The sequence below is a fragment of the Mesorhizobium sp. GW821-FHT04C10 genome, from assembly GCF_059420305.1.
Genome location: NZ_JBWKTL010000001.1, coordinates 3,426,687 through 3,451,369 on the forward strand (window position 1 = coordinate 3,426,687; position 24,683 = coordinate 3,451,369).

Genomic DNA, 24,683 nt, shown 5'->3' on the forward strand with positions numbered 1-24,683 from the left:
CCGAGACGGATGAGGGGTGTTCCAGCGGAGTGAGACGTTGGCGTTCCCTGGAGCCCCCCTCATCCGTCGCCTTCGCGACACCTTCTCCCACAAGGGGAGAAGGGAAGCAGAGCCGGGCCTCACTCCGCTATGTCGACCGCGGCAAAATTCTGCCGGCCGAAGGGGTCGAGCACGTAGTTGAGCACGCTCTTGCGGATCGGGATCGCGACCATGGAATGGGCGATCGGGGCCACCGGCACTTCCGCCTTCAGGATGGCCTGCGCCTTGCCGTAGATCGCGGCGCGTTCCTTCGGATCGGCGGCGACGCGGCCTTCGTTCAGCAGCTTCTCGAAATCCTTGTCGCACCAGCGCGAGCGGTTGGAGCCGCCCTTCACGCCGTCACAGGACAGGAGATAGCTCAGCATGTTGTCGGGATCGCCATTGTCGCTGCTGCCGCCGAGCAGGAAGGTGTCCTGCTCGCCCGCCGCGGTGCGCTTGAGGTATTCGCCCCATTCGAAGCTGACGATCTCCGACTGGACACCCACCTTGGCCCAGTCGGCCTGGATCATCTCGGCCATGCGCTTGGCGTTGGGATTGTAGGGGCGCGACACCGGCATCGCCCACAGGCTGATCTTCAGCCCGTTTTCGTGGCCGGCTTCCTTCAGCAGCTTCTTGGCGCCATCGGGATCATAGTCGATGCCCGCATCGGTGACGGCACCGAGCTGCGCCGGCGGCACGACGCTGCCGGCCACCGTGCCCGCGCCGGCATAGACGGCCTCGACGATCGCCTTGCGGTCGATGGCCTTGGCCAGCGCGGTGCGCACGCGCACATCGCCCAGCGGCTGGTGTTCGACATTGAAGCCGAGGATGCCGATGTTCTGGCCCTTGAGGTCGAGCACCGTGATGTCGGGATCGGTGCGCAGGTCGGCCACCGCGCTTGGCGGCGGCGGGGCGGCGACCTGGCATTCATTGGCCTTGATGCGCTCGACGCGGGTGGTCGGCTCGGGCGTGATGGCGAAGACCAGCGTGTCGATCTTCGGCGCGCCGCGCCAGTAATCCTTGTTGGCGGTGTAGCGGACCTGGCTGTCGGGCACATAGGCCTCGAGCATGAACGGGCCGGTGCCGACCGGCTGGCTGTCGATCAACTCCGGCGTGCCGGCCGCCACCATCTTTTCGGTCTGCTCCAGTGACAGGATCGAGAGATAGTCGAGCGCCAGCCCGGCCAGGAAGGTGACGTTGGCAGCAGTCAGCGTGAAGCGCACGGTGTAGTCGTCGACCTTGTCGATCTTGTCGATGAGCGTGCCCATGCCGAGCGCATTGAAGTACTCGTAAGTGCCGCCGCCGAGCTTGTGGTAGGGATTGTTGGCATCGCGCTGGCGGTTGAAGGTGTAGAGCACGTCGTCGGCGTCGAAATCACGCGTCGGGGTGAAATGCTCGTTCGACTGGAATTTCACGCCGTGGCGCAGGTGGAAGGTGTAGGTCTTGCCGTCCGGTGAGACATCCCAGCTTTCGGCCAGCGCCGGCCCGACCTCCGTCGTGCCCGGCTTGAATTCGACCAGCCGGTTGAAGATCGTCTTGGCGGCGGCGTCCATGGTGGAATCGGCGATGCCGATCGCCGGGTTGAAGGTCTCCGGATTGGCTTCGGAACAATAGACCAGCGTCTTGGCGTAGGCCTGCCCGCCGAGAAGGACGGACGAGGCCAGAAGGGTCGAGGCAAGCACTGCGCGCAGAACGGGGGATTTCATCGCAAACGCTCCTGATGACACTTTCGGGGTTGGGGGAAGGGCATGAACTTCATGGCGTTGCCGCCGGGACGAGGAAACGGTCGGGCGCCAGCGCCGCGGCGGTGACGCCGAGTGCGGTGACATCCGCAGGCAGGGGCTCGCCGCGCATTAGCGCCGAGCTCAGCCTGGCCAGCGTCAGCGACACCTGGAAGCCGTAGCCGCCCTGGCCGCCGAGCCAGAAGAAGCCGGGCAGGCGCGGATCGAAGCCGGCGACCGGGGTGCGGTCGGGCGCGAAGGTGCGCAGGCCCGCCCACGGCGTCGAGGGCCGGCCGATGCGCATCGACGTCGCCTGCTCGATGCGGTCGACAGCGATGGCGACATCGATGTCTTCGGGCCAGGCGTCACAAGGCGCGGAGTCCGTTTCGTCGGCGAGCGAGCCGATCAGCCTGCCGGCATCGGGCTTGAAGTAGAATTGTTCGTGCAAATCGACCACCAGCGGCCAGCCGGCAATGTCGGTGCCCGCGGGAGGGTCGAACAGGAAGGCGGTGCGCCGTTTCGGCTGGAAGCCAAGCCCGGAGAGCCCGGCAAGGCCGGCGACGACATCGACCCAGGCGCCGGCGGCATTGACGACGATGTCGGCCCGATGCTCGCCGGCACTGGTGATGATATGGAAACCGTCTCCGGCATGGCCGATCTCGCGGACTTCCTCGCCGGTGCGGATGATACCGCCGCCGGCCTTCAGCGCCGAGGCGCTTGACCCCAGCATGTTGCCCGTGTCGACATCCACCGCGTCCGGCTCATAGACGCCGCCGCAGGTGGCCTCCGTGGCAATGACCGGAACCAGGGCGTGGAGTTCGGCCGCGGAGAGGCGGCGCACGCTCGGCACCAGCGCCTGCAATTCTCCGGCCAGCCGGTCTATCGCCGCGTCGTCGCCGCGCCAGCCGACATGCAGGGCCCCACGCCGGTGGGCGACGAACCCGCCCTCGACGATGGCCTGTCGGCTGGCCAGCGTCAGCCCGCGCACCAACCGGTTGCCATAGGTCTCGGTGAACAGAGCGGCGGAGCGGCCGCTGGCGTGGTAGCCCAGGTGTGGCTCACGCTCGATGACGATGACTTCAGCCCAGTCCCGCACGGCCGCGGCCAGCGACAGGCCGGCAATGCCACCACCGATGACGACGATTTTTTTGGGAGACTTCGACTGCATCCACCAGTCGTAAAAATGTTTTCGTATCCAGTCAATATTTAGCGTATAAGAAAATTGTTGGTGTTGTTGATGGCGACCGGGAGTTCGACTACCTAGAGCAAACGGGCGACGGATGGCCGCGCCATGGAGCTGACAATGTCGGAGCAACCGAACCTCGGTGATTGTCTGCGGGCGCTGAGAAAGACGCATGGCTGGACCTTGCAGGAGGTCAGCACGCTCACCGGCGTCGCGGTGTCGACGCTGTCCAAGGTCGAGAACGACCAGATGTCGCTGAGCTACGACAAGCTCTTGCAGATCTGCGAGGGGCTCGGCATCCATGTGACGGAGCTGCTCAGCGGCGACCGCAAGCAGCCGGCGTCGCGCACGCGCCGCTCGGTGACCTCGCCGGCCAACACGCTGCGCCAACTGACCCGCAACTACGACTACCGGTATCTGGCCACCGACCTGGTGCGCAAACGCATGGTGCCGATCCGCGCCTATGCGCGCGCCCGCACGCCGGAGGAGTTCGGCCCGCTGACCCGGCATGCCGGCGAGGAATTCCTGATCGTGCTCAAGGGCGAGATCGAACTCCACACCGACCAGTACGCGCCGGTGCGGCTCAAGGAGGGCGACAGCGTCTACATCGATTCCACCATGGGCCACGCCTACCTCTCGGTGGGCGAGGGTGACGCCGAGATGCTGTGCGTGTGTTCCGGCGACGAGCCCGATATGGAAGGCACTCTGCTGAGCGTACTGGAGACTGTGGAGGGGTAGGGGGGCTGCTGCGCACGTTCCAATGCGGAGCCCAACGCCCTTGTTGATCTACACGGGCGGCCTTTCCCCCGCATCCAGCAGCCATTGCCGGACGGCCTGCGTCGGTTCGGGATGGCGCTGTTTTCTTGGCATCACGACATAAAAATCCTGCGTGCCGCGCATCTCGCCACGCACCGGCTGGATCAGCCGGCCGGCGGCGAGGTCGGCGGCGACGAGGAAGCGGCTGGCCAGCGCTATGCCCTGGCCGGCGAGGGCCGCGTCGATGGCGAGCCCGGTCTGGTTGAAGCGCATGCGTTTCAACTCGGTCGTCATCTTCAGGCCGACCGCCTTTTCCATGAATTCCGGCCACAGATTGTGCGCGTCGTGCAGCAGGACGTGATGCTGGATTTCGGTCGCCGCGATTTCGGTTGTGCCGGCCGGCAGCAGGGCCGGACTGCAGACGGCGATGATCTGCTGGGGAAACAACAGGTCGACGATCAGGCCGGGGCCGAAGGGGGCGCGGCCTTGCCGCACTGCGATGTCGACGCCGTCGGCCTGGAAGCTCGACAGGCTTTCGCTGGCCAGCACGCGCAGGTCGACCAGCGGATTGTCGGCCATGAAGTCCTGCAGCCTGGGGATCAGCCATTTGGTGGCGAAGCTCGGGGTCACGCTGATCGTCAGCCGCGCCGGTTCGGGGCGCAACAGCAGGGTCGCCTCCGAGATCAGGTCGAAGGCGCGGCGGATGTTGGGCACATAGGCGCGGCCCTCATCGGTCAGCGCCAGGCCGCGTGGCAACCGCTCGAACAGTTTCGTGCCGAGATCGGCCTCCAGCCCGCGAATGTGCTGGGCGACCGCCCCTTGGGTGACGTTGAGCTCCTCGGCGGCGATGCGGAAGTTGAGATGGCGCGCCGAGGCCTCGAAGGCGCGCAGCGCATTCAGTGGCGGCAGGCTCAGGAAGGCTTCGGGCATGCAGCAGTTTTTCTACTGGTTGATTTCAGGCATTCTGGTTCGAACCGAGCGGAAAAACCAGCTATATCGGCGCTCGGATCCCGAAAACACCGTTTGCGGCTCTCGCCAACCCGAAGAGGAAAATCCAATGAGTGTAGAAAAAGTAGCTGTGGTCGTGGCCGGCGGCAGCGGCATGGGGGCGGCGGCGGCCAAGCGCTTGGCGGCGGACGGGTTCAAGGTCGCCATCCTGTCCTCGTCGGGCAAGGGCGAGGCGCTGGCCAAGGAATTGGGCGGGCTCGGCGTCACCGGCTCCAACCAGTCGAATGACGATCTGCAGCGCCTCGTCGACCTGACGCTGGAGCGTTTTGGCCGCATCGACGTGCTGGTCAACAGCGGCGGCCACGGCCCGCGCGCGCCGATCCTGGAGATCACGGACGAGCAATGGCACACCGGCATGGATGTCTATCTGCTCAACGTGATCAGGCCGGTGCGCATCGTGGCGCCGCAAATGGTCAAGCAGAAGGGCGGCGCCATCATCAACATCTCGACGGCCTGGGTCGCCGAGCCGAATGCGATGTTCCCGACCTCGGCCGTGTTCCGGGCCGGTCTTGCCGCCTACACCAAGATCTTCGCCAACACCTATGCCGCCGACAATGTGCGCATGAACAATGTGCTGCCCGGCTGGATCGACAGCCTGCCGGCCACCGAGGAGCGCCGCGACAACGTGCCGATGCAGCGCTACGGCACATCGGAGGAGATCGCCGCGACCATCGCCTTCCTGGCATCGGAAGGGGCGGGCTATATCACCGGTCAGAACATTCGTGTCGATGGGGGTGTCATCCGGGCGCTGTGAGGCGCCGGCCTGGGGCCAGGCGCCGCCAGTCTCGCGGCCCGTGCGCAGTACTTTCAATCATTTCTTGAAACCGACAGCGATCGTTTCATGGTTTGATGGTGCCGGCCAAGAGGGGAGGCGTCATTGACCGACTTCATCGGACTGCCGAAAGCCGAAGTGCACATCCATATCGAGGGCTGCTTCGAGGCCGACGATGTGGTCAGGAACTGCGAGGAAGCCGGCATTCCGCTGCGCGCGCCGCGCGACAGGCTGTTCGAAGCCCATGACCTCAAGAGTTTTCTCGAGATGCTCGACTGGTTGTGCGGGACTTTTCGCACGCGCGAGCAACTCGCGACCACGGCCTACAAGTTCGCGCAGCGCATGGGTCGAAGCGGCGTGCGCTACGCCGACGTCATCGTCAACCCGACGCACTGGCCGCATTGGCACAAAGACATTCCGGGGATGATCGACGCGTTCGATGCGGGTTTCGCGGCCGCCGAACAGGATGGGCACCCGCCGGTCGGGCTTTGCGTCAGCCTGCTTCGCACCCAGTCGGCGGCGGAAGCGATCGAGCTGGTGGAGCTGCTGAGCGACATCAGGCACGGCCGTGTCGTTGCCTTGTCGATCGACGGAAACGAAGCGGCCGCCGGGCGCACCGGCCCACGCTTCGCCGAGGCGTTTCGCCGTGCCGGCGCGGCCGGTTTGCGGCGCACCGTTCACGCCGGCGAGTCGAGCGGCCCGGAAGGCGTTCGCGACGCAATCGAGCTGCTCGGTGCCGACCGCATCGACCACGGCGTGCGGGCGATCGAGGATCCGGACCTTGTCGACTTGCTGGCACAAAGACGGATTCCGCTCGGCATCTGTCCGGTCTCCAATCTGGCGCTCGGCGTCTATCCCTCGCTGGCGCAACATCCGCTCGACGCCCTGCGCAAGGCCGGTGTCCCGGTCTCGATCAACACCGACGATCCGGCACTGCTCGACACCACGCTTGAGGCATCCTACGCCGCTTGCGCGGAGGCCTTCGCCTGGGACGACGAAACCATCCGCCAGCTCGCCGCGACATCGGTGCAGGCGAGCTACGCCGACCCCGCGCTGAAGGCATGGATCCTGGCCGATCTGGCGGCCTGGCGAAGCTAGCGGGGTTCAGTTCGCAGGCACCGTCCCGGCCTGCTGATCCGCGTCCGTCAGCGTCTGCAGGAACGCGACAATGTCGTCGATCTCGGCGTCGTTGAGCGCCGGCTTGTCGCCGGGCTTTTTGCCGTTGAAGGGCGGGTCCTGATTCAAGTTCGGCCAGTAAGCCTTTGGCAGATCATCATATTGCCGGACCGTACCATCGGCATTTCTGGGGTACCAATGGCCGGGATCGGTATCGCGGCTGGCGTAGAAGGCGACAGCGTCGCGCAGCGTGTGGAAGGTGCCGTTGTGGAAGAAGCTCTTGCGCAGCGCGACGTTGCGCAGGGTCGGTGTCTTGAACAGGCCGCAAAACTCGGCCCGGCCCTTGAAGTCGGTGCGCAGCGGGCCGCAGAGGCCGAGATCGACATAGGCGGGATCGGCATTGGCGGGAATTGCCGCGTTGCGCGGCACGGCGATGGCGATCAGGCCAAAATCGGTGAATTGCGGCGGCTCGCCGTCATTGGCCGGTTCGCTGAGATGGCAGCTGGCGCAATTGCCCTTGGCCTCGTCCTCGAACAGCGCGCGGCCGCGCAATTCCCGCGCCGTCAGCTCGGCCTTGCCGGCAAGGAAGGCGTCGTAGCGGCTGGAATAGGGATAGAAATCAGGCGCACTCTGCTCGAATGTGCCGAGCGCCTCGGCGGCGGCGTCGAAGGCATCGCCCGGGTGGTCGAACACGTCGTCGCCGAAGGCGGCCTTGAACTCACCGGCATAGGCTGATTTGCGCAAGGCCGATGTGACGGCGGCCCCGTCCTTGTTGGCCATCTCGAAGGGCGAGAGCAGGGGGATTTTCGCCTGGTCCTTGCCATGGTCGGCCCGGCCGTCCCAGGTCAGGCCGCCGGTCGGGCCATTGTCGACGCTCTCATCGCCCTCGTCCTCGGAATCGTAGAAATGCTCGGTGAAGGCGGGCGCGGCCTGGAGATAGCGCAGCGACGGCACGGCGCGTACGCCTGGTTGGTCGAGATTCGGACCGCCCATCTCGACCGGCGCGGCCGAGGCCGGGCCGAAGGCACGGTGCGGGTCATGGCAGGACGAACAGGCCTGCTTGCCCGAGGCGGACAGCGCCGGATCGAAGAACATTTTTCGGCCAAGCGCGGTCAGCGCCTGCGCCCGCGCGAAGGCATCGGCGCGCGATAGCGGGCCGGGGTGGACGCTGCCGGATCCGGCATGGACAAGGGTTTGCGGCCAGGCGAGGGCAAGGCCGAACAAGGATGCGGCAGCGGCCGCGATCATCAGGCGTCTGCCTCGTCCCGTCGTCATCGCTTCCCAGTCCATTTCGCTCCGCAGTTAGGGTCGCACTGCAACGGATTGATGACTGCTCCCGTTCTTCACGAAACCGTGTTCGCGGGCGAGGCAAGTGTCACAAAGGTGACAAGGCATCGACGTAGCTCTTTGCGTGCGCGGCCTCCTGCCATGCACGACGCCTCTAGCCATCCCCCTTAGCCATGAGGACTCCTTGATGCGGCCCTTCAGTTCGCTTTTCCTGGCCTCCACCGCCCTGGCATCGTTCGCCAGCGCTGCCAGCGCCGCCCCTCCCGGCTACGACAAGATCGACACTGTCGTCGTCATCTATGCCGAGAACCGCAGCTTCGATAATCTCTATGGCGGCTTCCCCGGCGCCAACGGGCTGGCCAATGTCTCGGCCGACCAGGCGCGCCAGCTCGACCGCGACGGCAAGCCGCTTGCCGAATTGCCGCCGGCCTGGGGCGGGCTGACCGCCAAGGGCGTGACGCCTGTGGTGACCGAGGCGCAGTCGGCGCATCTCGCCAATGCCAGCTTCGCCATCGACGACGCCAGCGGCTTCAACGAGAAGACCTCCGTCGTCACCCGCGACCTCTGGCACCGCTTCTACCAGGAGCAGATGCAGATCGATGGCGGCCGGAACGACAAGTTCGCCGCCTGGGCCGATTCAGGCGGTCTGGTCATGGGCCATTATGACGGCTCCGGCCTGCCGATGTGGGCGGTGGCGAAGAAATACGTGCTGGCCGACAATTTCTTCCAGGGCGCCTTTGGCGGCTCCTTCCTCAACCATTTCCAGCTCGCCTGCGCCTGCGCCCCGGTCTATCCAAACGCCGATACCAGCCCGGTGAAGGGCCAGATCGCCGTCGTCGAGGCCGATGGCAAGACGCTGAAGGTGGCCGACAACTCGCCACCCTCCGCCCTTGGCGGCGTGCCGAAATTCGTCAATGACGGCGCCATCACGCCCGACTTCTATGCCGTCAACACCATGCAGCCGCCTTACCAGCCGAGCGCCAACAAGCCCGTCGAAGGCGGCGACAAGGCGCTGGCCGACCCGGCGCAGCCGACGACGCTGCCGCCGCAGCACGACATCACCATCGGCGACCTGCTGTCGCTGAAGGGGATCGACTGGGCCTGGTATGCCGGCGCCTGGCAGGCAACGCTCGACGGCAAGAACGCGACGCCGGTGCCGAACTTCCAGTACCACCACCAGCCGTTCAACTATTTCGCCGCCTATGCGCCGGGCACCGCCGCGCGCACCGCGCATCTCAGGGATGGCGGTCTCGACGGTTCCGAATTCATCAAGGCGATCGATGACGGCAAGCTGCCTTCTGTCAGCTTCTACAAGCCGCAAGGCAATCTCAACGAACACAGCGGCTATGCCGATGTGACATCGGGCGACCAGCATCTGGCCGACCTCGTCGCGCATCTGGAGAAGAGCCCACAATGGAGCCACATGCTGGTCGTCGTGACCTATGACGAGAATGGCGGCTTCTGGGATCATGTCGCGCCGCCCAAGGCCGACCGCTGGGGCCCGGGCAACCGCGTCCCGGCCTTCATCATCTCGCCCTACGCGAAGATGGGCACGGTCGACCACACGCAATACGACACGACGTCGATCCTGCGCTTCATCACCGCGCGCTACGACCTGCCGGTGCTTTCAGGCATCGTCGCCCGCGACAAGGCGCTGCGCAACAACGACCAGCCGCCGATGGGCGATTTGAGCGCCGCGCTTGATCTGAGCCGGTAGGCAGAGCCAGGTCAAAAATCGGCGGCCGCGTCGTCAAGGCGCTGCGGTTCGTTTCAGGGACCGCTCACCAAGGCTAGCACCAGCTTCTGCAGATTGCCGCCCTGGCCGAACTCGACGCGGTCGAAATCGCGGCTGCCCTGTATCCTCGCCTTCGAGATCGCGTCGAGCCGGCGGACCACCTCGGCCCTGGTCTTGCTGCATTTGGGATCATCAGTGATGGTCAGGCCGTCTGTCGCGGCTTCGATGTCATGGACCATCTGTATCATGCTGGCGCCATGCACCTTCTCATGGGCGCTGACGCCGGCGATGAACACTTCCCAGTTCTTCTGGACGGCCGGCGGCAGCGGCGCGGAAGGGCTTGGCAAGGTGTAGGTGATGACCAGTTTCGGCTTCCCCGCCGTCAGCACGCAGTCCTTGCCCCTGGGCTTGTAGTCCCTGACCCCCCAGGTCAGCTTGAAGTTGGTGTAGGCGATGGCGCGGGTAATGCCGACATTCGGCCCGTTCTCGCCGATCGACCGGTAGAGCTCGATCCCGGACTGGCCCGAAATGGCGTAGGTCTCGACCTTCTCGACCGGCTTCCACTCAGCATGGGCGGTGATCGGCAAGGCCAGCATGGCGGCCAGCAAAACACAAGGACGAACTCTCGACACAAACTCTCTCCAGGCCGGGACCGGGCGGCGGTGCCGAACAGGCGATGCCACCGGGCCACTTTTCCTATATGTTGCTGGTGGGGGCTGCAAATGTCGCGGCTGAGTCATTGGGGGAAATCATGAAAGCGGGATATCTCGTCGTCGCCGGTGCCGTGGCCGCATTGCAGGCCGCGCAGCCGGCTTTTGCCGCGTCTTGCGGCGGCTGGAGTGCCAAGATGGAGGAAGACGAGGGGGGCAGTGTGCTGACCGCCTCGGTCTGCGGCGGGCCGAAAGGCGACGCGCATCTGATGCTGGCCTGTTTCGACACGCCGGTGCTGAGCTATGACCTCGGCACGGCCGGCCAGCAACCGGAATCCGGCGCCAGCGGCGCGTTCGACTTCAAGGCCGACGGCAAAACGGTGACCAGGACGCTGCAGCTGGAGGAAATGTACGGTTATTTCACGGTGGATTTGGCCAAGGTCGATCCGCTGCTCGACCTGCTGCGCGGCAAGGGCGATGTGTCGGTCAGTTCGGCCAAATATGGCGATGTCAGTTTTTCGCTGAAGGGCTCGAGCGGGGCCATCGGCAAGGTGCTGGCGCAGTGCGGGAAGGCGAAGCCTGCCGGTGACGGGGATTGAGGGGCGGTACCCGCGCCTTCGTCATCCTAGGGCGAAGCAAGGAGCGAAGCGACGCGGCGTAGACCCTAGGATCCATGCCGTGAGCTTTGCCGGAAAATGCAACGGAATCAGGATTTTATCCCGACGTATTACTGTTGTTCTGCGTCGAATTACAGTGCTCTATCCTGATCCGCTTTGGCCCATCACAGATGTCGCGGCATGGATCCTAGGGTCTCCGCGACAGAGCTTCGCTCCTGCTTCGCCCTAGGATGACGAAGGGTGGAGGGCTTCGGCTAATCTCCGAGGCTTGCGCTGCTCCAAACCAACACAACAACTACCAATTACGACCCCATCACCGCACCCAGCCGCACCGTCGCTCCCATCAACGCCTCATCCGAAAACCCTGAGAACCCCAGCACCAGCCCTTGCCTCGGCGCCCCGTCGATGAACATCGCCGACAGCGCCCGCGCGCCGACGCCTGCCGCTTTTGCCGCCTCGACGATCGCGGTGTCCGGGCCGGCGCCCCGCAGCATCGCCATCAGATGCAGTCCCTGTTCGGGCACCGTCACATCGAGCGCATCGCCGCAATGTGCCTCGAGGCCAGCCACCAGCACGTCGCGCGCGGCTTGCACCCGGCGGCGCACGCGTCTGAGATGGGCGGCGAAGTGGCCTTCGTTCAAGAGGTCGGTCAGCGCGCCTTCGGCCAGTGTCGAGGGGTAGCGGTCGGAGCGCGCCCTGACCGCCATCACGGCATCGAGCAGCGGCTCCGGCACCACGACATAGCCAATGCGCAGGCCGGGGAAGAGCACTTTGGAGAAGGTGCCGAGATATGCGACGCGGTTGGCGCCATCCATGCCTTGCAGCGAGGTCAGCGGCGGGCCGGCATAGCGGAACTCGCTGTCATAATCGTCCTCGATGATCCAGGCGTCGTTGCGTCGCGCCCAATCGAGCAGGGCAAGGCGGCGGGGCATCGTCATCGTCACGCCGAGCGGATATTGGTGCGAGGGCGTGACATAGGCCGCGCGTGCCTGTGGGCAGAGGCTTTCGCCGATCCCGGGATCGAGCCCTTCGCTGTCCACCGGCACGGCGACAATCCTGGCGCCGCTGCCGGCCAGCACGGCGTGCGCCATGGGATAGCAGGGGTTTTCCAGCCAGACGGCGTCGCCGGGGCGAAGTGCGGCGCGCGCCAGCAGGTCGAGCCCCTGCTGCGTGCCCGAGGTCAGCACGATCTGGCCGGCGTCGCAGCGCACGCCGCGCGCGGTCCTCAGATACGTGGCAATCGCGGTGCGCAGCGCGATGCCGCCGCGCGGATCGCCGTAGCGGAAATGTTCGGGGCCGGGGCGGGCGAGGTGGCGCGACAGCAGGATGCGGAACAGGTCGAGCGTGCGCGGGTCGGACACCGCGACGCCAAGGCCGCAAGGCAACGACGTGGCGGCATCGATCTCGGGCGGACGCGCCTTGGCCAGTGTTGTCGGCAGATACGGTACATCGCGCGCGACGAAAGTGCCGGCGCCGACCTTGGCGACGGCAAAGCCTTCCGAGATCAGCATTTCGAAACAGGCGACCGCCGCCGAGCGCGACAGGCCGAAGCGCCGGGCGAGGTCTCGGGTGGTCGGCAGCTTGGCGCCGGCGGCCAGCGCGCCGGTCTCGATCAGCCGCCTGAGCGCGGCGTAAAGTTCGCGGCTGCGCGGGCCGTCGCCGGGCAGAACCGGGATCAGCGTCGACCAGTCCGGCGGATTGGTCTGAATTTTATTGCCTTGATTGGTTCTTTTGTCGACCAATGCCATGGCGCATGGTTGGCAGACAATAATTGAGGATGCAAGCCGTGAACGATGTCGCCGCCAGCTTTCCGACCACCAGCCGCAACCGGCTCAAGCGCCTGCATGAGCGCGGCAGCTACGACCATGCGGCCGTTTTCGCGGTGCTGGATGCCGGGCTGCTCTGCCATGTCGCCTATACGTTCGACGGCCAGCCCTATTGCACGCCGACCATCCACTGGCGCGAGGGGGACATGCTCTACTGGCACGGTTCGTCGGCCAGCCGCATGCTGCGCCAGCTGCGCGGCGGCACGCCTGCCTGTCTCACCGTGTCGCATCTCGACGGGCTGGTGCTGGCACGCACCGGCTTCAACCATTCCGCCAACTACCGCTCGGCCATGTGCTTCGGCACCGCACGCATCGTCGACGAGCCGGAAGAGAAGATGAAGGCGCTGGCCGGCGTCGTCGACCGCTTCTATCCGGGCCGCAGCGAAACCTTGCGGCCGATCTCGGCGCAGGAGGCCAAGGCGACGATGGTGATCGGCATGCGCATCGAGGAGGCATCGGCCAAGGTGCGCGCCAAGGGTGTCGGCGATGACGAGGAGGATTACGGCCATCCCGTCTGGGCGGGCGTCATCCCGGTGCGGATGGTGATCGGTGCGGCTGAGCCGTGTCCAAGGCTGCTGCCTGGTATCGAGCGGCCGGGGAATCTGGCTGGCTATGCCGAGGGCGAGAGGCTGGACGCGGCGTTGACACAGGCGCAGAGGGTGTATGAGGGCGAGGTGTAGTTAGCACCTCTTCCTTCCCCCCTTTGTGGGGGAAGGTGGATCGGCGCGCAGCGCCGAGACGGATGAGGGGTGTTCCAGCGGAGTGAGACGTTGGCGTTCCCTGGAACACCCCTCATCCGTCGCCTGCGGCGACACCTTCTCCCACAAGGGGAGAAGGGAGAGCTCACTTGCCGCCACCGCCGCCTCGCGCTATCCCGGCGCCATGATCACCTTCCGCAAGGCGCAAGCCTCCGATCTTCCCGCCATCGTCGCCATGCTCGCCGACGATCCGCTGGGCGCTGCCCGTGAGGATGCCTCCTTGCCGTTGGCGCAAGGCTATGTCGATGCCTTCAAGGCCATCGACGCCGACCCCAACCAGTTGCTGGCGGTGGCCGTGGATGGCGGCGAGGTGATCGGCACGTTGCAGATCACCTTTCTTGCCGGACTTTCACGCAAGGGCGCCTGGCGCGGGCAGATCGAGGCGGTGCGGATCGCCGGCCATCGCCGCTCGGGCGGCATCGGCCGGCGGATGTTCGAATGGGCGATCGATCAATGCCGGGCGCGCGGCTGCGGTCTTGTGCAACTGACCACCGACAAGGGGCGGGCGGACGCACACCGTTTCTATGAAGGCCTCGGCTTCACCGGCAGCCATATTGGCTACAAGAAGAGCCTTTAGGGGCAATTGTCCGCTGAGCTGACGAAGCGATTGATGTTTCCGCCCCGGCCGCGACTGGCGTATACCGCAAGAGCTTCAGGCACTATTCAAATTGCCTGGCAAAGCGGATATAGGTCAGTCAAGTTGACCTATATTCGAACGTCCGGGGAGGCGTGACTTGACCCTTTTGAACCTCTTGGCCTCGCGCTCGTCGCGCATGAAGGCCTCCGAAATCCGCGAGCTGCTGAAGCTGCTCGACCAGCCTGATATCATCTCGTTCGCCGGTGGCATTCCCGATCCGGCGCTGTTTCCGGCCGACGCCATCCGCGATGCCTATGCCGAGGTGCTGGGTGGCGCGGAGGCGGGGGCAGCGCTGCAATACCAGGTCTCGGAAGGCTATCTGCCGCTGCGGCGCTGGATCGCCGGGCAGATGGGCAAGCTGGGCGTCGCCTGCGACGAGGCCAATATCTTCATCACCTCCGGCTCGCAGCAGGCGCTGGACTATCTCGGCAAACTGTTCCTGTCGCCCGGCGACACCGCGCTGGTGACATGGCCGACCTATCTCGGCGCGCTGCAGGCCTTCAACGCCTATGAGCCGCGCTATGACCGGCTGCGGCCGGAAGGCGGCAACATGACGCCGGCGGCCTATCACAGTGCGGCGGCTTCAAATGGCGGCAAGGTCAAGTTCGCCTATCTGGTTCCTGATTTCGCCAACCCGACCGGCAACACGCTGGACCGGCAGCAGCGCGAGGCGGTGCTCGACCTTGCCGGCGAACTCGACATCGCCGTCATCGAGGACGCCGCCTATCGCGCGCTGCGCTATGACGGCGAGGGTGTGCCGCCGATCCTAGCGCTCGACTGCGCGCGGTCCGGCGGCATCGACAAGGCGCGCACGCTCTATTGCGGTTCGTTCTCGAAAATCCTGTCGCCCGGCATGCGCGTCGGCTGGGTGTGCGCGCCGCGCCATGTGGTGGAAAAACTGGTGCTGATGAAGCAGGCCTCCGACCTGCACAGCCCCTCGATCAACCAACTCGTCATGCACCGCGTCGCCGAGGCCGTGTTCGACGGCCAGGTCGAAAAACTCATCGGCGCCTATCGCGAGCGCCGCGACGGCTTGCTCGGCGCGCTGGAAGCCAACATGCCCAAGGGCGTGACCTGGAGCCGCCCGGAAGGCGGCATGTTCGTCTGGGCGACGCTGCCGGAGGGGGTCGATGCAACCGAACTGCTGGCGCGGTCGGTGAAGGACGCGCGCGTCGCCTTCGTGCCGGGCAACGCCTTTTATGCCGACGGCACCGGGCGCAACACGCTGCGGCTGTCCTTCACCCTGGCCGATCGCCGCGCGGTGACCGAGGGCATTCCAAGGCTGGCGGCGCTGTTGAAGGCGTAGGCTTGGGGGAGCTTCGCCGCCGAAATGACGATCCGGCAGCGAAGCTTGTGGAGCAGGTCACCGTTTCACGGAAACGGCAAACCGCCCTAACTCTTTGTTTCCTGGAATTGCTCGAAGTCAGATGCGGTTGACGTCACGAGCTCCGTCGCGTCCGATTTCGTTCGAGCGGTAATTCTCGGCATCGGCGTCAAAGCCGGTCCAACCGTCGGCCTGGTATTCACCGCGCCGCTCTTCCAGGTTCACGGACTTGGCCTGCCCGAGAATCCTTTCAGCCTCGGGCACGAACTGGTCATCGACCTTGGCCGTGACCAATGTGCCGCCACGGCGCACGCCCTCCGCGTAAACGTGTGCATCGGTTTCAGACACGCCGGAGTCGGTCAGCGCGCCGACGATGCCGCCCGCGGCGCCACCAACCACGGCACCTCCCACCGCGCCGACCGCGGTGGCCGCCAGCCATCCGGCCGCCACCACCGGGCCGACGCCCGGAATGGCCATGAGGCCGAGTCCAGCCAGCAGCCCGCCAGCTCCGCCGATCGCAGCTCCAAGTCCAGCACCGCCCGCGGCGTCATCCGCGGTCCTGGAGCCGTCATTTTCGTGCCGGTTGTCCGCGTTGTTGGCGACGATGCTGATGTCGGAATGCGGAATGCCCGTGGCCTCCAGTTCGCCAACGGCATCGGAAGCGTCGTCATAATTGTCGAATAGTCCGGTTACGGTTTTCATGGTCTTGATCTCCTCGATTTCGGATTCAGTTGGTGCCGGCAACGACGTTGCCCTTGTAGTCCAGCGCGATGGTGGTGTTCTTGCCGCCCTTGCTCGCCTGTCCACGCCAGATGCCCTGGTCGTCCTTGGTCAGCTTCGAAACATCCGAGAAACCGGCATCCTGGATCCGGCCCTTTGCCTGGTCTTCGGTGAAGCTGTTCGCGCCCGAAAGCGGAGGGGCCTGGTCGGGCTTGTCGCCGACCGTGACCTTGGGCGTCTGCGAACTCGACGACTGGGTGCCCATGGTCGCCGCGATCTTTTCGATCATCTCCTGGTGCATCTTGAGCGTCGGCACGGTCTGCCCGGCGAACGTCTTCAGTTCGGCGTTGTCGCCGTCCTTGGCGTAGCTCTCGAACAGCTTCACGGCATCGGTGTGCGCGTCGCGCTGCATCTGGACGTAGGAGCCGTCGATCGGATCCTTGCCGTTCCGCAAGGTGTCGACATCACTCTTGTGCTTGGCGTCCAGTTCCTTGGGAACCGTCAGCTTCTGCTCGCCGGCGATCGTCTCCAGCTTGGCATTGGCCGCGCCGTGATCGTCGATCATCTTACGCGCAAAATCCTTGACGCTCTGATCCTGCGATCTGGTCTCGGCGATCTTGCTCGAATCTATTTCGAACATCGCACCGTTCGCTGCCTTGTCGACAAAGTCTTGCGCGCTGTCGGCAGCAAAGGCCGGCAGCGCGAAAGCCATAGCTGTGGCTGTGGCCAGTGAGGCCATAAGAAAGCGAGTTTTCATGAGGAAGGTCCTTGTTTATGCACATATGTGCTGAGGACTTAATCTGCGCTCGAGAGCTTTGTTCCGAGGGATAAGCAATAAAGCGATGTCGCCAATGACAAGAAAGTCGTTTCCCTACCTTTGCGATCAGCGAAGGAACTTGAAGCGGGGCGGGCTGCGCGGAAGCCACGTATCGGCGCTCCGTAGGCTTGTGGACGTCGCCACGAGCCGTTACGCCGGGACGCCGATCAAGAGCTTGATCTTCGAAAGCCTGGCGCGAGCCAGCTTGCGGATCGATTTCTCGAACCCTTCCTTGCCGCTTTCGATGACGAAGACCAATGTCTTGAAGTCCAGCATGAACTCGTCCACCGCCGCTGTGATCTCCTGCGACCTGCCCTTGAAGCGGCGCAGCAAAGCGGTCGCTTCTTCGATGCTGTCGCCGCCGGCGCCGTCGACGAGTGCTTCGAGCCTCTTAAAACTGTCCAATTCAATTCCTCCCTGACCGCGCCACAAACCCGGTCAGCAGTGGAAGGTTCCAGCTCGGAGCGGTCCCGCGAAAAGAAAATCGCTTCCGCCGTCTGAATTGCCGAGGTCCGACCTCTGTCGGCATTCTTTCGGCTTTGTTGGAACCTCCGTGGTCATCAGGGGTTGTCATTGCGTCTGAACCCCCGTCAGACATCTGAAAGCTCAATATCAGCTTTCCAAAGGCCCGCTGGATCCCCTCCTGGCGGGCTTTTTGTTTGAAGCTTGTTGTTTGAAGCTTGGGCCGAGGGCTGGCGATCCAATGGCGCGCCGACCGGTGCGGTGGGCTACGGGCCGTTATGCGTGCCCTTTATGGCGTCGCCTTCGAGCTTGGTGAACGGCACGAAGGACAGCGTGCCGCCATTGTAGATGTCGGCGCGCGTGACCTGGAACGTACCGTCAGCTTCCTGGTGCTTGGTGACCTTCAGCACATGCTGGGCGCCGGGCGGGCCGACCGGAATGACCATCATCCCGTTCGGCTTCAGCTGCTGCAGCAGCGGTGGCGGGATATGGTCGATGCCGCAGGTGACGATGACCTTGTCGAACGGGGCTTCTTCCTGCCAGCCATAATAGCCGTCGGCGTTGCGGGTGGTGATCGCCTTGTATTCGGAATAGCCCCTGGCGATCAGCGCGTCGTAGAGCGCGCGCGTCCTTGCCGCCAGCGGCTTGATGATCTCGATCGAGAACACCTTGTCGGTGAGGTTGGACAGATAGGCCGACTGGTAGCCGGAGCCGGTGCCGATCTCGAGCACCTTGTCGCCGGGCTTGATCTCCAGCGAATTGGTCATGCGCGCGACGCTGTGCGGACCGGTGATCGTCACGCCATAGCCGATATCGAGATAGTGCCACTCATAGGCGCGGCTCAGATTGGCCTTGGTGACGAACTCCTCGCGCGGCGTCATCAGATAGGCGCGCTTGTCGCGCAGGTCCCAGATATCCTTGTGGGCGAGCAGGGCCTGGAAGCGATCCCAGCGCTGGCCGAGGAAGCCGGCATCCTCGCCCCGGTTCTTCCTCATCCAGTCGATGAAGCCGGCGCGGCTGTCCATCGCCGGCATGGCGTTGGGATCATAGGCTACCGGCACATTGGCCTCGGCGGGCCCGGCCAGCAAGGTTGCGGCGGCGCCAAACAGGAATTGCCGGCGGTCGACGCGCAAGCGCCTGACCTCGATGCGTGTCTGGCGATCCTTCATGGCAGGATACCCCGCGGCTGACAGGTCAGTCCGAGGATCGTCCCGATCCGATGGTTTGACAACCGGGCCGGTCCATACATTTCGGTAAGATCGGCGAAACGCGCAAGTACGGGCTCAACCACCGCGAGTGTACGAAGGTCACTCGGGGGAGATGATTCCCGCGCGCCTGTATATTTCCGATTGTTTTGAAATTTCGAACGCCGGCTCGGGGAATATCGACTGAATTCTTGACCGGTACAGCAATGAAATTGTCGCGCAAGGCATAAACATCGCCAACTCTGGACAAGACGCAAGCAAGTTTCATACGGTGCATTTCCTGGAAGGCGCGGGAAGGGCCGGTTATTTTTGAAAAAGAACGTCTTCTCGTCGGTCGACCTGCCATCACATCTCGACGATCAAGCACGGTTCGCGCTCTGGCAGGATATCCATGTCGCGGAGATCTGGTCGGTCGAATATGCCATCTCGGCCAACCGGCCGTTCGCCGCGGCCATCGAGGCGACGGCGGTCGGGCCGCTGGTGCTGGGACAGATGGCCGGAACGATCCAGCATGCCAGCCGCAAGGCCCGCAACATCGCCGATGACGGCCGCGACGGCTATCTCCTGCTGATCAACAATGGCGACACCACGCTGAGCGGCGCCCAGGCCGGCCGCGACTACAGCGTCGGCAAAAACGAGGCCGCGCTGGTGTCGGCCTCCGAAGCCCTGGAAATGAGCGGCGGCGACAGCAATGTGTGGGCCAACATCGTCGTCCCGCGCGAGATCCTGGAGAATGCCTTCGCCCGTGTCGAGGACCGGCTGGCACTGACTGTCGCGGCCGACAATGAGGCGCTCGGCATGCTCAGGCGCTATTGCAGCTTCCTGGCGGCAGGCCCGGCCCTGGTCTCGCCCAACCTTGTCACCCATGCCACCGAAACCATCGTCGACCTGATCGGCCTGGTGACCGGCGCCAAGGGCGATCCCGCCGAACTCGCCGGCATGCGCGGCCTGCGCGCGGCGAGGCTGCAGGCCATACTGGACAAGATCCGCGACAATTTCGCCGATCCCGCCATCTCGGCTCAGCAGGTTGCCCAGCAGTTGCGGCTTTCCGTGCGCTATGTCCACGACCTCCTGCAGGAGACCGGGGTGAGCTTCGCCGAGCGCATTCTCGAATTACGCCTGCAGAGGGCCCACCGCATGCTGAGCGACCGGCGCAACGACCGCATGCGCATCAGTGAGATCGCGCTGCTGAGCGGCTTTTCCGACGTCTCCTATTTCAACCGCTGCTTCCGCCGCCGCTTCGGGTCGACGCCGAGCGGCGCGAGGTAAGGCAACTCGAGGAAAAGCGTGAAACGGCTTTCCCTTGGGATAGTCGGAGTTCGCCGTCGTCATGAGACGGTGAACCGCTCGACCGCATCGGACCCTTGGTCTCATCCGGCCGGTGCGAAACGGCCACACGGGGCGGGAAAGCACCACGGCACGCCCGAAGACAAATCCGGTGCGGTCCAGCCCAAGACGCGGGACGGCGAACAATGCAAGACACGTGATGTATCGCCGCGAAGCACTTCCGCGGTGGCGAGCATCTCGGGGACCGCGCACAAGCAATGAAAACGATACTTCTCGCCACAGCCTTCTTTCTCGGGCCCGCCGGCATGGCTTCAGCCGCCGACGCCGGCCTGCCGGTCTCGGCCGCCTACAACTGGTCCGGCGGCTATATCGGCGCGCAGGCCGGATACGGATGGGGCGACGCAAGGGTTGGTCAGACTTTCGCGCCTGACAGTTTTGGCGGCTACGGCTGGGGTTACGGCAGCCTTTCGGGCGGCTTCGGCGGCCTTTATGCCGGCTATATGAAGCAGTTTGACGGCGGCCTGGTCCTCGGCGTCGAGGGCGACTACAACTTCGCGAATCCCAAGGACACGACCGTCCATCAGGCGCTGGGCGTCTACGATCCCGGCTTCGGCGGTGTGCTGGAACTGAACTCGATCGGGTCCGCTCGTCTGAGGGCCGGCTACGCGATGGATCGGTGGCTTCCCTTCGTCACCGCCGGCGTGGCGATGGCGCACTACAAGCACAGCACCGTCTTCCTTCCGAGCGGAGATGTCTATGCCGATGTCGAGGACACCATCGCGGGCTATGCGCTGGGCGCCGGCGCCGAATATGCCGTCAGCGACAATTGGGTGGTCCGGGGCGAATATCGCTTTGCCGACTTCGGCCGCCACATCTCCATACGGCACTCGACCTTCGATGGGGCCGCCGTGAATCCCGATGCGATCGAACTGAAGACGCACGATATCCGGCTCGGCATCGCCTACAAATTCTGAACGGTGTCTCCGCTGATGCCGAATGGCCACACCGGTGCGTCAAGTGTGGCGGCGCACTCCAGGACAATTCGCATGCGGTCCAGCCCAAGACGCGGCACGGCGAACGATGCAACACGGGAAGGCCCGTCAGCGCCGCCGCGGTATCGGCCAATTGACGGTCATTTCGCCGGACGCGGGGTCCGGAACGCATATTTTTTCGGGGTTCTCAATGCATCGCTTTTTACTTGTCGTCGCTTCGCTGGCCGCCACGACCTCCGCTTTCGCCGCGGACGCCCTGCCGCCGCTGGCCGCGGAGACGGTGACGACGCCGCGGATTTCGGGTTACGGCGAACTCTATCTCGGCGGGCTGCGCTTTGTCGGCGACGATTACACGACTCGGTCCGGCGGTGGAGCAGCGCGCGTCAACATCGCATTCGCGCAGCGCTGGAACCTGCAGGGCGACCTGACCTACGACCGCATATGGGGTCACTACGACCCCCTCGATGATACACGCGGCGCGATCCATGGCTTCTATCGCGATCCCGACCGTTTTGCCGCCGGCATCTTCGCGGCCTACACATCGTTCGGCTTCGGCGACGACGTGACCGCCTACAACTATGCGGTCGGTCCGGAAGCCCAGCTCTACCTCGGTAACCTGACCCTTTACGGCCAGGCCAGTGTCGGCCAGCTCACCGTGAACGATTTTCACGGCGACCAATGGGGCGTGCGCGGCGTGGCGCGCTATTTCGTCCAGAAGAATCTTCGCCTCGATGCGGAGCTCGACTTCAACCAAACCGACTATAACGGCACCAGCGAGAACGTGATCGGTGCCGCCGTCCAGGCGATGTACCGGTTCGACGAAACGCCATGGGCGGTGTTCGGACGCTACGAATTCGAACAGAGGAAGTTCGAAACGTCCCCCGAGGGCCTCAAGTCCAACAAGTTCGTCATCGGCCTGCGCGCCAGCTTCGGCAGCGACACGCTGTTCGACGAAGACCGCAACGGCGCCACCATGGACACTTACCGGTCCTCCTCGGTGATCAACACGAAGTAACGCGGCTTGCCCTGCGCGGCGGATAGTGTCCGCCGCGCAGGGCCAGATCAAGGGAGATCCAGCGAAACCAGGCAAGGCATGTCAGCTGACACCGTCGCCCGTATTGACGGCGCCCGGTCCGAATCTACATTCGGAGCCTTGCGAGGAGGATTTGCATGGAAACCCAGGAACTGCATCGCGGCCGGCTCATAGACCATATCCAGCTGGTGGTAAGGGATCTCGCCGCCAGCCGGCGTTTCTACGAGGCGATCCTGCAAGTGCTCGATGTGCCGATCGGCGGGACGGCAGCGGATTATTTCTGGTGCGACGAGCTGTTCATCTCCAGTGCCGACAGCCGGGCCGCGCTGGGACAGCTCACCGGCCGTCACCATCTGGCTTTCCAGGCAAAGGACCACGCGATGGTCGACGCCTTTTACAAGGCCGGATTGGCGGCCGGCGGCAAGGACAATGGCGCGCCAGGCGAGCGGCCCTATCATCCCGGTTACTACGCCGCCTTCCTGCTCGATCCGGACGGCAACAACATCGAGGCCGTCCATCACGGTCCGCACGCGCGCAGTACCGCTTCGGTGAGGATCACCTTCTGAGAGACTGCCTGGACATTCCACCCTGGCGGCAAGAGCGAACTCGAAGCACTCTCCAAGCGTCGGCTTTTCTTTGATATCGTATCCTCGTATACGAGACCGGAATGAGCCGCCTCGAGGATTCGCATGAGCCCGTTGCCTGAAGCCGTGCCGTTTTTCAGCCAGTGGGAAACGCCCGACATGACGCTGGCCGTGATCGCCGATGGCGCCCAGGCCGCGTTGCGGCGGGATCCGCTGTGGCGAGGATCAGGCGCGGATACGCTCGACGAATACGCGGTCTGGGCCGACAACATCTGCGGCATGGCGTGCCTGAAAATGATCCTGGCGACGCGGGGCGAGATCGTGCCGACGATCGAGCTGGCCAGGCGATGCACCGGATATGGCGGCTATGTCGTCAATGAAGGCTCGATCAAGGGCCTGATCTACGCGCCCTTCGTGACCTTCGTGAAGGCGGAATTCGGCCTGGAGGCGCAGGTGATGACCAATGTCGCGACATCGGACATTCCGGCGATCCTCGGGCAGTCGCGCTTCTTCATCGCTTCGGTCAGCAGTTCGATCCGCTGGCCCGAGCGCGAGCCGCCATCGAAGGGCGGCCATCTGGTGCTGGTGACAGCGGCATCCGATGATGGTTTTCGCTTTCACAACCCATCCGGCCATACCAGTGCCACACAAGAGAACGCAGTGTTGGCGCCATATGATTTCGACCGTTTCTTTGCCAATCGCGGCATTGCCGTCGCCATTTGATTTTTGAGGGGTTTCAATGACCGGGAAGACAAGAGTTGCCATCCTCTATGGCGGGCGCTCGGCCGAGCATGAGGTGTCGCGCCTGTCGGCGGCCAATGTGCTGAAGGCAATCGACCGGACGCGCTACGAGGTGGTCCCGATCGCCATTACCAGGGACGGCAGATGGCTGCTGCAACCGTTGTCCGAGCCCGACGGCGACGGGGCAGGGGCCGCGATATCGGAAGACGGTATCGAGGTCGCCCTGTTGCCAGGCGGCAAGGGACGGCTGGTGGCCGTGCCGCACGGCGGAGCGCAGCATGACCTGCCGCCGGTCGACGTCGTCTTTCCCGTGCTGCACGGACCGTTCGGCGAGGACGGCTCGGTGCAGGGCTATGCCGAGGTCGCCGATGTCGCCTATGTCGGCTGCGGCATCCTGGCCTCGGCCGTCGCCATGGACAAGGACGTCGCCAAGCGGCTGATGCGCGAGGCGGGGCTTGGCGTTGCCCGCTCCGTGACCGTGCATCGCAACGACAAAGGCTCGTTCCAGGAAATTGCCGGCGCGCTTGGGCTGCCCTTCTTCGCCAAGCCGGCGCGCCAGGGCTCGTCCTTCGGCGTGAGCAAGGTGAATGACAGGGATGGCTTCGAGCAGGCCGTCGAAACGGCCTTCCGCTATGATGGCAAGGTGCTGATCGAGGAGTTCGTCGAGGGCCGCGAAATCGAATGTTCGGTGCTGGAGCGGGCCGACGGCTCGCTCACGGTGTCGCTGCCCGGCGAGATCATTCCGGCCGGCAAACATGGCTTCTACACTTATGAGGCCAAATATCTCGACGCCGACGGCGCGGTGGTCCAGGTACCCGCCAAAGTGCCGGCCGTGGTTGCCGACAGAGCCAAGGAGATGGCCGCGCAGGCTTTCCGGGCGCTGGGCTGCGAGGCCATGGCGCGCGTCGACTTCTTCCTGCGCGCCGACGGTTCGCTGCTGGTCAACGAGGTCAACACGCTGCCGGGCTTCACCGACATTTCGATGTACGCCAAGGCGCTGGCGGCGACAGGCATCGGCTACAGCAGGGTTATCGACGTGCTGATCGAGCATGCGCTGGCAAGGTACGCGGCGCGGTGAGTTGACTGATACCGTTCGGGAGCAATCTCCGCCCTCGCTTGCTTCTGGGTGGAAGCCGACGGCAATCGCTTTGACAGGATGTACAGATGCTCCCGTGCGGTATCATTTTTATGATCCCGCACGGTAACAAAGTGGCTTTGATTTCATCCCGGTAAAGCTTATGCTCCCGCTCGGGATCGGAATCATGACCAAGACCACACAGACACCCCCGCCTGAAAGCGCTGTCGAAATCGCGCGCCGTGCCGCACGATCCGCCCCCGCCGGGCAGGGGGATTTATTCGGGTCGCTGGCGCCGGCCGCCCCGGCTGACGGCGTTTCGAATAAGCATGATGGGAACCTTGAGGACCCCCGCGATG

24 protein-coding genes are annotated in these 24,683 nt (G+C 64.6%); 14 read left to right on the top strand and 10 right to left on the bottom strand.

What is annotated here, in order from left to right:
- Nucleotides 1-119: 119 nt before the first annotated feature.
- Nucleotides 120-1,724, bottom strand: coding sequence for an ABC transporter substrate-binding protein (locus AC07UC_RS16580; protein WP_202326810.1), 1,605 nt, complete (start codon nucleotides 1,722-1,724; stop codon nucleotides 120-122).
- A gap of 49 nt (nucleotides 1,725-1,773) precedes the next feature.
- A complete protein-coding gene (locus AC07UC_RS16585) occupies nucleotides 1,774-2,907 on the bottom strand; it encodes an NAD(P)/FAD-dependent oxidoreductase (protein ID WP_494906764.1) in 1,134 nt (377 codons plus the stop codon).
- Between the two features lie 135 nt (nucleotides 2,908-3,042).
- Between AC07UC_RS16585 and AC07UC_RS16590 the strand changes: the two genes are divergently transcribed.
- Nucleotides 3,043-3,660: a helix-turn-helix domain-containing protein gene (locus AC07UC_RS16590; protein WP_140771245.1), complete on the top strand. Its 618-nt coding sequence runs from the start codon at nucleotides 3,043-3,045 to the stop codon at nucleotides 3,658-3,660.
- A gap of 48 nt (nucleotides 3,661-3,708) precedes the next feature.
- Here AC07UC_RS16590 and gcvA read toward each other — a convergent pair whose 3' ends face one another.
- Entirely contained in the window at nucleotides 3,709-4,608 is a 900-nt protein-coding gene (gene gcvA / locus AC07UC_RS16595; protein ID WP_494906765.1) for a transcriptional regulator GcvA, read from the bottom strand.
- Between the two features lie 127 nt (nucleotides 4,609-4,735).
- Here gcvA and AC07UC_RS16600 point away from each other — a divergent pair, with 127 nt between their 5' ends.
- Together AC07UC_RS16600 and add are read left to right on the top strand one after the other, a co-directional pair.
- The gene (locus AC07UC_RS16600; protein WP_140771248.1) at nucleotides 4,736-5,440 is read left to right on the top strand and encodes an SDR family oxidoreductase; all 705 of its coding nucleotides are present in this window, start codon (nucleotides 4,736-4,738) and stop codon (nucleotides 5,438-5,440) included.
- A gap of 123 nt (nucleotides 5,441-5,563) precedes the next feature.
- The gene (add, locus tag AC07UC_RS16605) at nucleotides 5,564-6,556 is read left to right on the top strand and encodes an adenosine deaminase (protein ID WP_494906766.1); all 993 of its coding nucleotides are present in this window, start codon (nucleotides 5,564-5,566) and stop codon (nucleotides 6,554-6,556) included.
- Between the two features lie 6 nt (nucleotides 6,557-6,562).
- On the opposite strand, the gene AC07UC_RS16610 is transcribed toward add, so the two are convergent.
- A complete protein-coding gene (locus AC07UC_RS16610; protein ID WP_494906767.1) occupies nucleotides 6,563-7,849 on the bottom strand; it encodes a cytochrome-c peroxidase in 1,287 nt (428 codons plus the stop codon).
- 199 nt (nucleotides 7,850-8,048) lie between these two features.
- Here AC07UC_RS16610 and AC07UC_RS16615 point away from each other — a divergent pair, with 199 nt between their 5' ends.
- Nucleotides 8,049-9,578, top strand: coding sequence for an acid phosphatase (locus AC07UC_RS16615; protein WP_494906768.1), 1,530 nt, complete (start codon nucleotides 8,049-8,051; stop codon nucleotides 9,576-9,578).
- 53 nt (nucleotides 9,579-9,631) lie between these two features.
- On the opposite strand, the gene AC07UC_RS16620 is transcribed toward AC07UC_RS16615, so the two are convergent.
- Nucleotides 9,632-10,192: a DUF922 domain-containing Zn-dependent protease gene (locus AC07UC_RS16620; protein ID WP_494908947.1), complete on the bottom strand. Its 561-nt coding sequence runs from the start codon at nucleotides 10,190-10,192 to the stop codon at nucleotides 9,632-9,634.
- A 155-nt stretch (nucleotides 10,193-10,347) separates the two neighbouring features.
- Here AC07UC_RS16620 and AC07UC_RS16625 point away from each other — a divergent pair, with 155 nt between their 5' ends.
- Nucleotides 10,348-10,845: a hypothetical protein gene (locus tag AC07UC_RS16625; protein WP_494906769.1), complete on the top strand. Its 498-nt coding sequence runs from the start codon at nucleotides 10,348-10,350 to the stop codon at nucleotides 10,843-10,845.
- A 320-nt stretch (nucleotides 10,846-11,165) separates the two neighbouring features.
- Here the strand turns inward: AC07UC_RS16625 and pdxR are convergent, their stop codons facing one another.
- On the bottom strand, nucleotides 11,166-12,611 hold the full coding sequence (gene pdxR / locus AC07UC_RS16630; protein WP_494906770.1) for a MocR-like pyridoxine biosynthesis transcription factor PdxR: 1,446 nt from the start codon (nucleotides 12,609-12,611) through the stop codon (nucleotides 11,166-11,168).
- Nucleotides 12,612-12,640: 29 nt separating this feature from the next.
- Here pdxR and AC07UC_RS16635 point away from each other — a divergent pair, with 29 nt between their 5' ends.
- From AC07UC_RS16635 to AC07UC_RS16645, 3 genes are all read left to right on the top strand, one after another.
- The gene (locus tag AC07UC_RS16635; RefSeq protein ID WP_494906771.1) at nucleotides 12,641-13,369 is read left to right on the top strand and encodes a pyridoxamine 5'-phosphate oxidase family protein; all 729 of its coding nucleotides are present in this window, start codon (nucleotides 12,641-12,643) and stop codon (nucleotides 13,367-13,369) included.
- Between the two features lie 202 nt (nucleotides 13,370-13,571).
- Nucleotides 13,572-14,024: a GNAT family N-acetyltransferase gene (locus AC07UC_RS16640; protein ID WP_494908948.1), complete on the top strand. Its 453-nt coding sequence runs from the start codon at nucleotides 13,572-13,574 to the stop codon at nucleotides 14,022-14,024.
- Between the two features lie 196 nt (nucleotides 14,025-14,220).
- Nucleotides 14,221-15,390, top strand: a complete 1,170-nt coding sequence (locus tag AC07UC_RS16645) for an aminotransferase-like domain-containing protein (protein WP_494908949.1) — start codon at nucleotides 14,221-14,223, stop codon at nucleotides 15,388-15,390.
- A 117-nt stretch (nucleotides 15,391-15,507) separates the two neighbouring features.
- Here AC07UC_RS16645 and AC07UC_RS16650 read toward each other — a convergent pair whose 3' ends face one another.
- The 4 genes from AC07UC_RS16650 to AC07UC_RS16665 form a co-directional block, all read right to left on the bottom strand.
- The gene (locus tag AC07UC_RS16650; protein WP_140771265.1) at nucleotides 15,508-16,110 is read right to left on the bottom strand and encodes a general stress protein; all 603 of its coding nucleotides are present in this window, start codon (nucleotides 16,108-16,110) and stop codon (nucleotides 15,508-15,510) included.
- A 25-nt stretch (nucleotides 16,111-16,135) separates the two neighbouring features.
- Nucleotides 16,136-16,885, bottom strand: coding sequence for a DUF4142 domain-containing protein (locus AC07UC_RS16655; RefSeq protein WP_494906772.1), 750 nt, complete (start codon nucleotides 16,883-16,885; stop codon nucleotides 16,136-16,138).
- Nucleotides 16,886-17,095: 210 nt separating this feature from the next.
- Nucleotides 17,096-17,350, bottom strand: a complete 255-nt coding sequence (locus AC07UC_RS16660) for a hypothetical protein (protein ID WP_244735465.1) — start codon at nucleotides 17,348-17,350, stop codon at nucleotides 17,096-17,098.
- Between the two features lie 323 nt (nucleotides 17,351-17,673).
- Nucleotides 17,674-18,576 (bottom strand): protein-L-isoaspartate O-methyltransferase family protein, encoded by a 903-nt coding sequence (locus AC07UC_RS16665; protein WP_202326823.1) that lies wholly within the window; start codon nucleotides 18,574-18,576, stop codon nucleotides 17,674-17,676.
- 345 nt (nucleotides 18,577-18,921) lie between these two features.
- Here AC07UC_RS16665 and AC07UC_RS16670 point away from each other — a divergent pair, with 345 nt between their 5' ends.
- The 6 genes from AC07UC_RS16670 (at nucleotide 18,922) to AC07UC_RS16695 (ending at nucleotide 24,327) form a co-directional block, all read left to right on the top strand.
- Nucleotides 18,922-19,881: an AraC family transcriptional regulator gene (locus AC07UC_RS16670; protein ID WP_140771270.1), complete on the top strand. Its 960-nt coding sequence runs from the start codon at nucleotides 18,922-18,924 to the stop codon at nucleotides 19,879-19,881.
- A gap of 275 nt (nucleotides 19,882-20,156) precedes the next feature.
- A complete protein-coding gene (locus tag AC07UC_RS16675) occupies nucleotides 20,157-20,873 on the top strand; it encodes an outer membrane protein (RefSeq protein WP_494906773.1) in 717 nt (238 codons plus the stop codon).
- Between the two features lie 208 nt (nucleotides 20,874-21,081).
- Complete coding sequence (locus AC07UC_RS16680; RefSeq protein WP_494906774.1) at nucleotides 21,082-21,906, top strand: outer membrane beta-barrel protein; 825 nt, start codon at nucleotides 21,082-21,084, stop codon at nucleotides 21,904-21,906.
- A 155-nt stretch (nucleotides 21,907-22,061) separates the two neighbouring features.
- Complete coding sequence (locus AC07UC_RS16685; RefSeq protein WP_494906775.1) at nucleotides 22,062-22,490, top strand: VOC family protein; 429 nt, start codon at nucleotides 22,062-22,064, stop codon at nucleotides 22,488-22,490.
- Nucleotides 22,491-22,613: 123 nt separating this feature from the next.
- Nucleotides 22,614-23,231 (top strand): C39 family peptidase, encoded by a 618-nt coding sequence (locus AC07UC_RS16690; RefSeq protein ID WP_140771277.1) that lies wholly within the window; start codon nucleotides 22,614-22,616, stop codon nucleotides 23,229-23,231.
- 16 nt (nucleotides 23,232-23,247) lie between these two features.
- A complete protein-coding gene (locus AC07UC_RS16695) occupies nucleotides 23,248-24,327 on the top strand; it encodes a D-alanine--D-alanine ligase family protein (RefSeq protein ID WP_494906776.1) in 1,080 nt (359 codons plus the stop codon).
- Nucleotides 24,328-24,683: the final 356 nt, after the last annotated feature.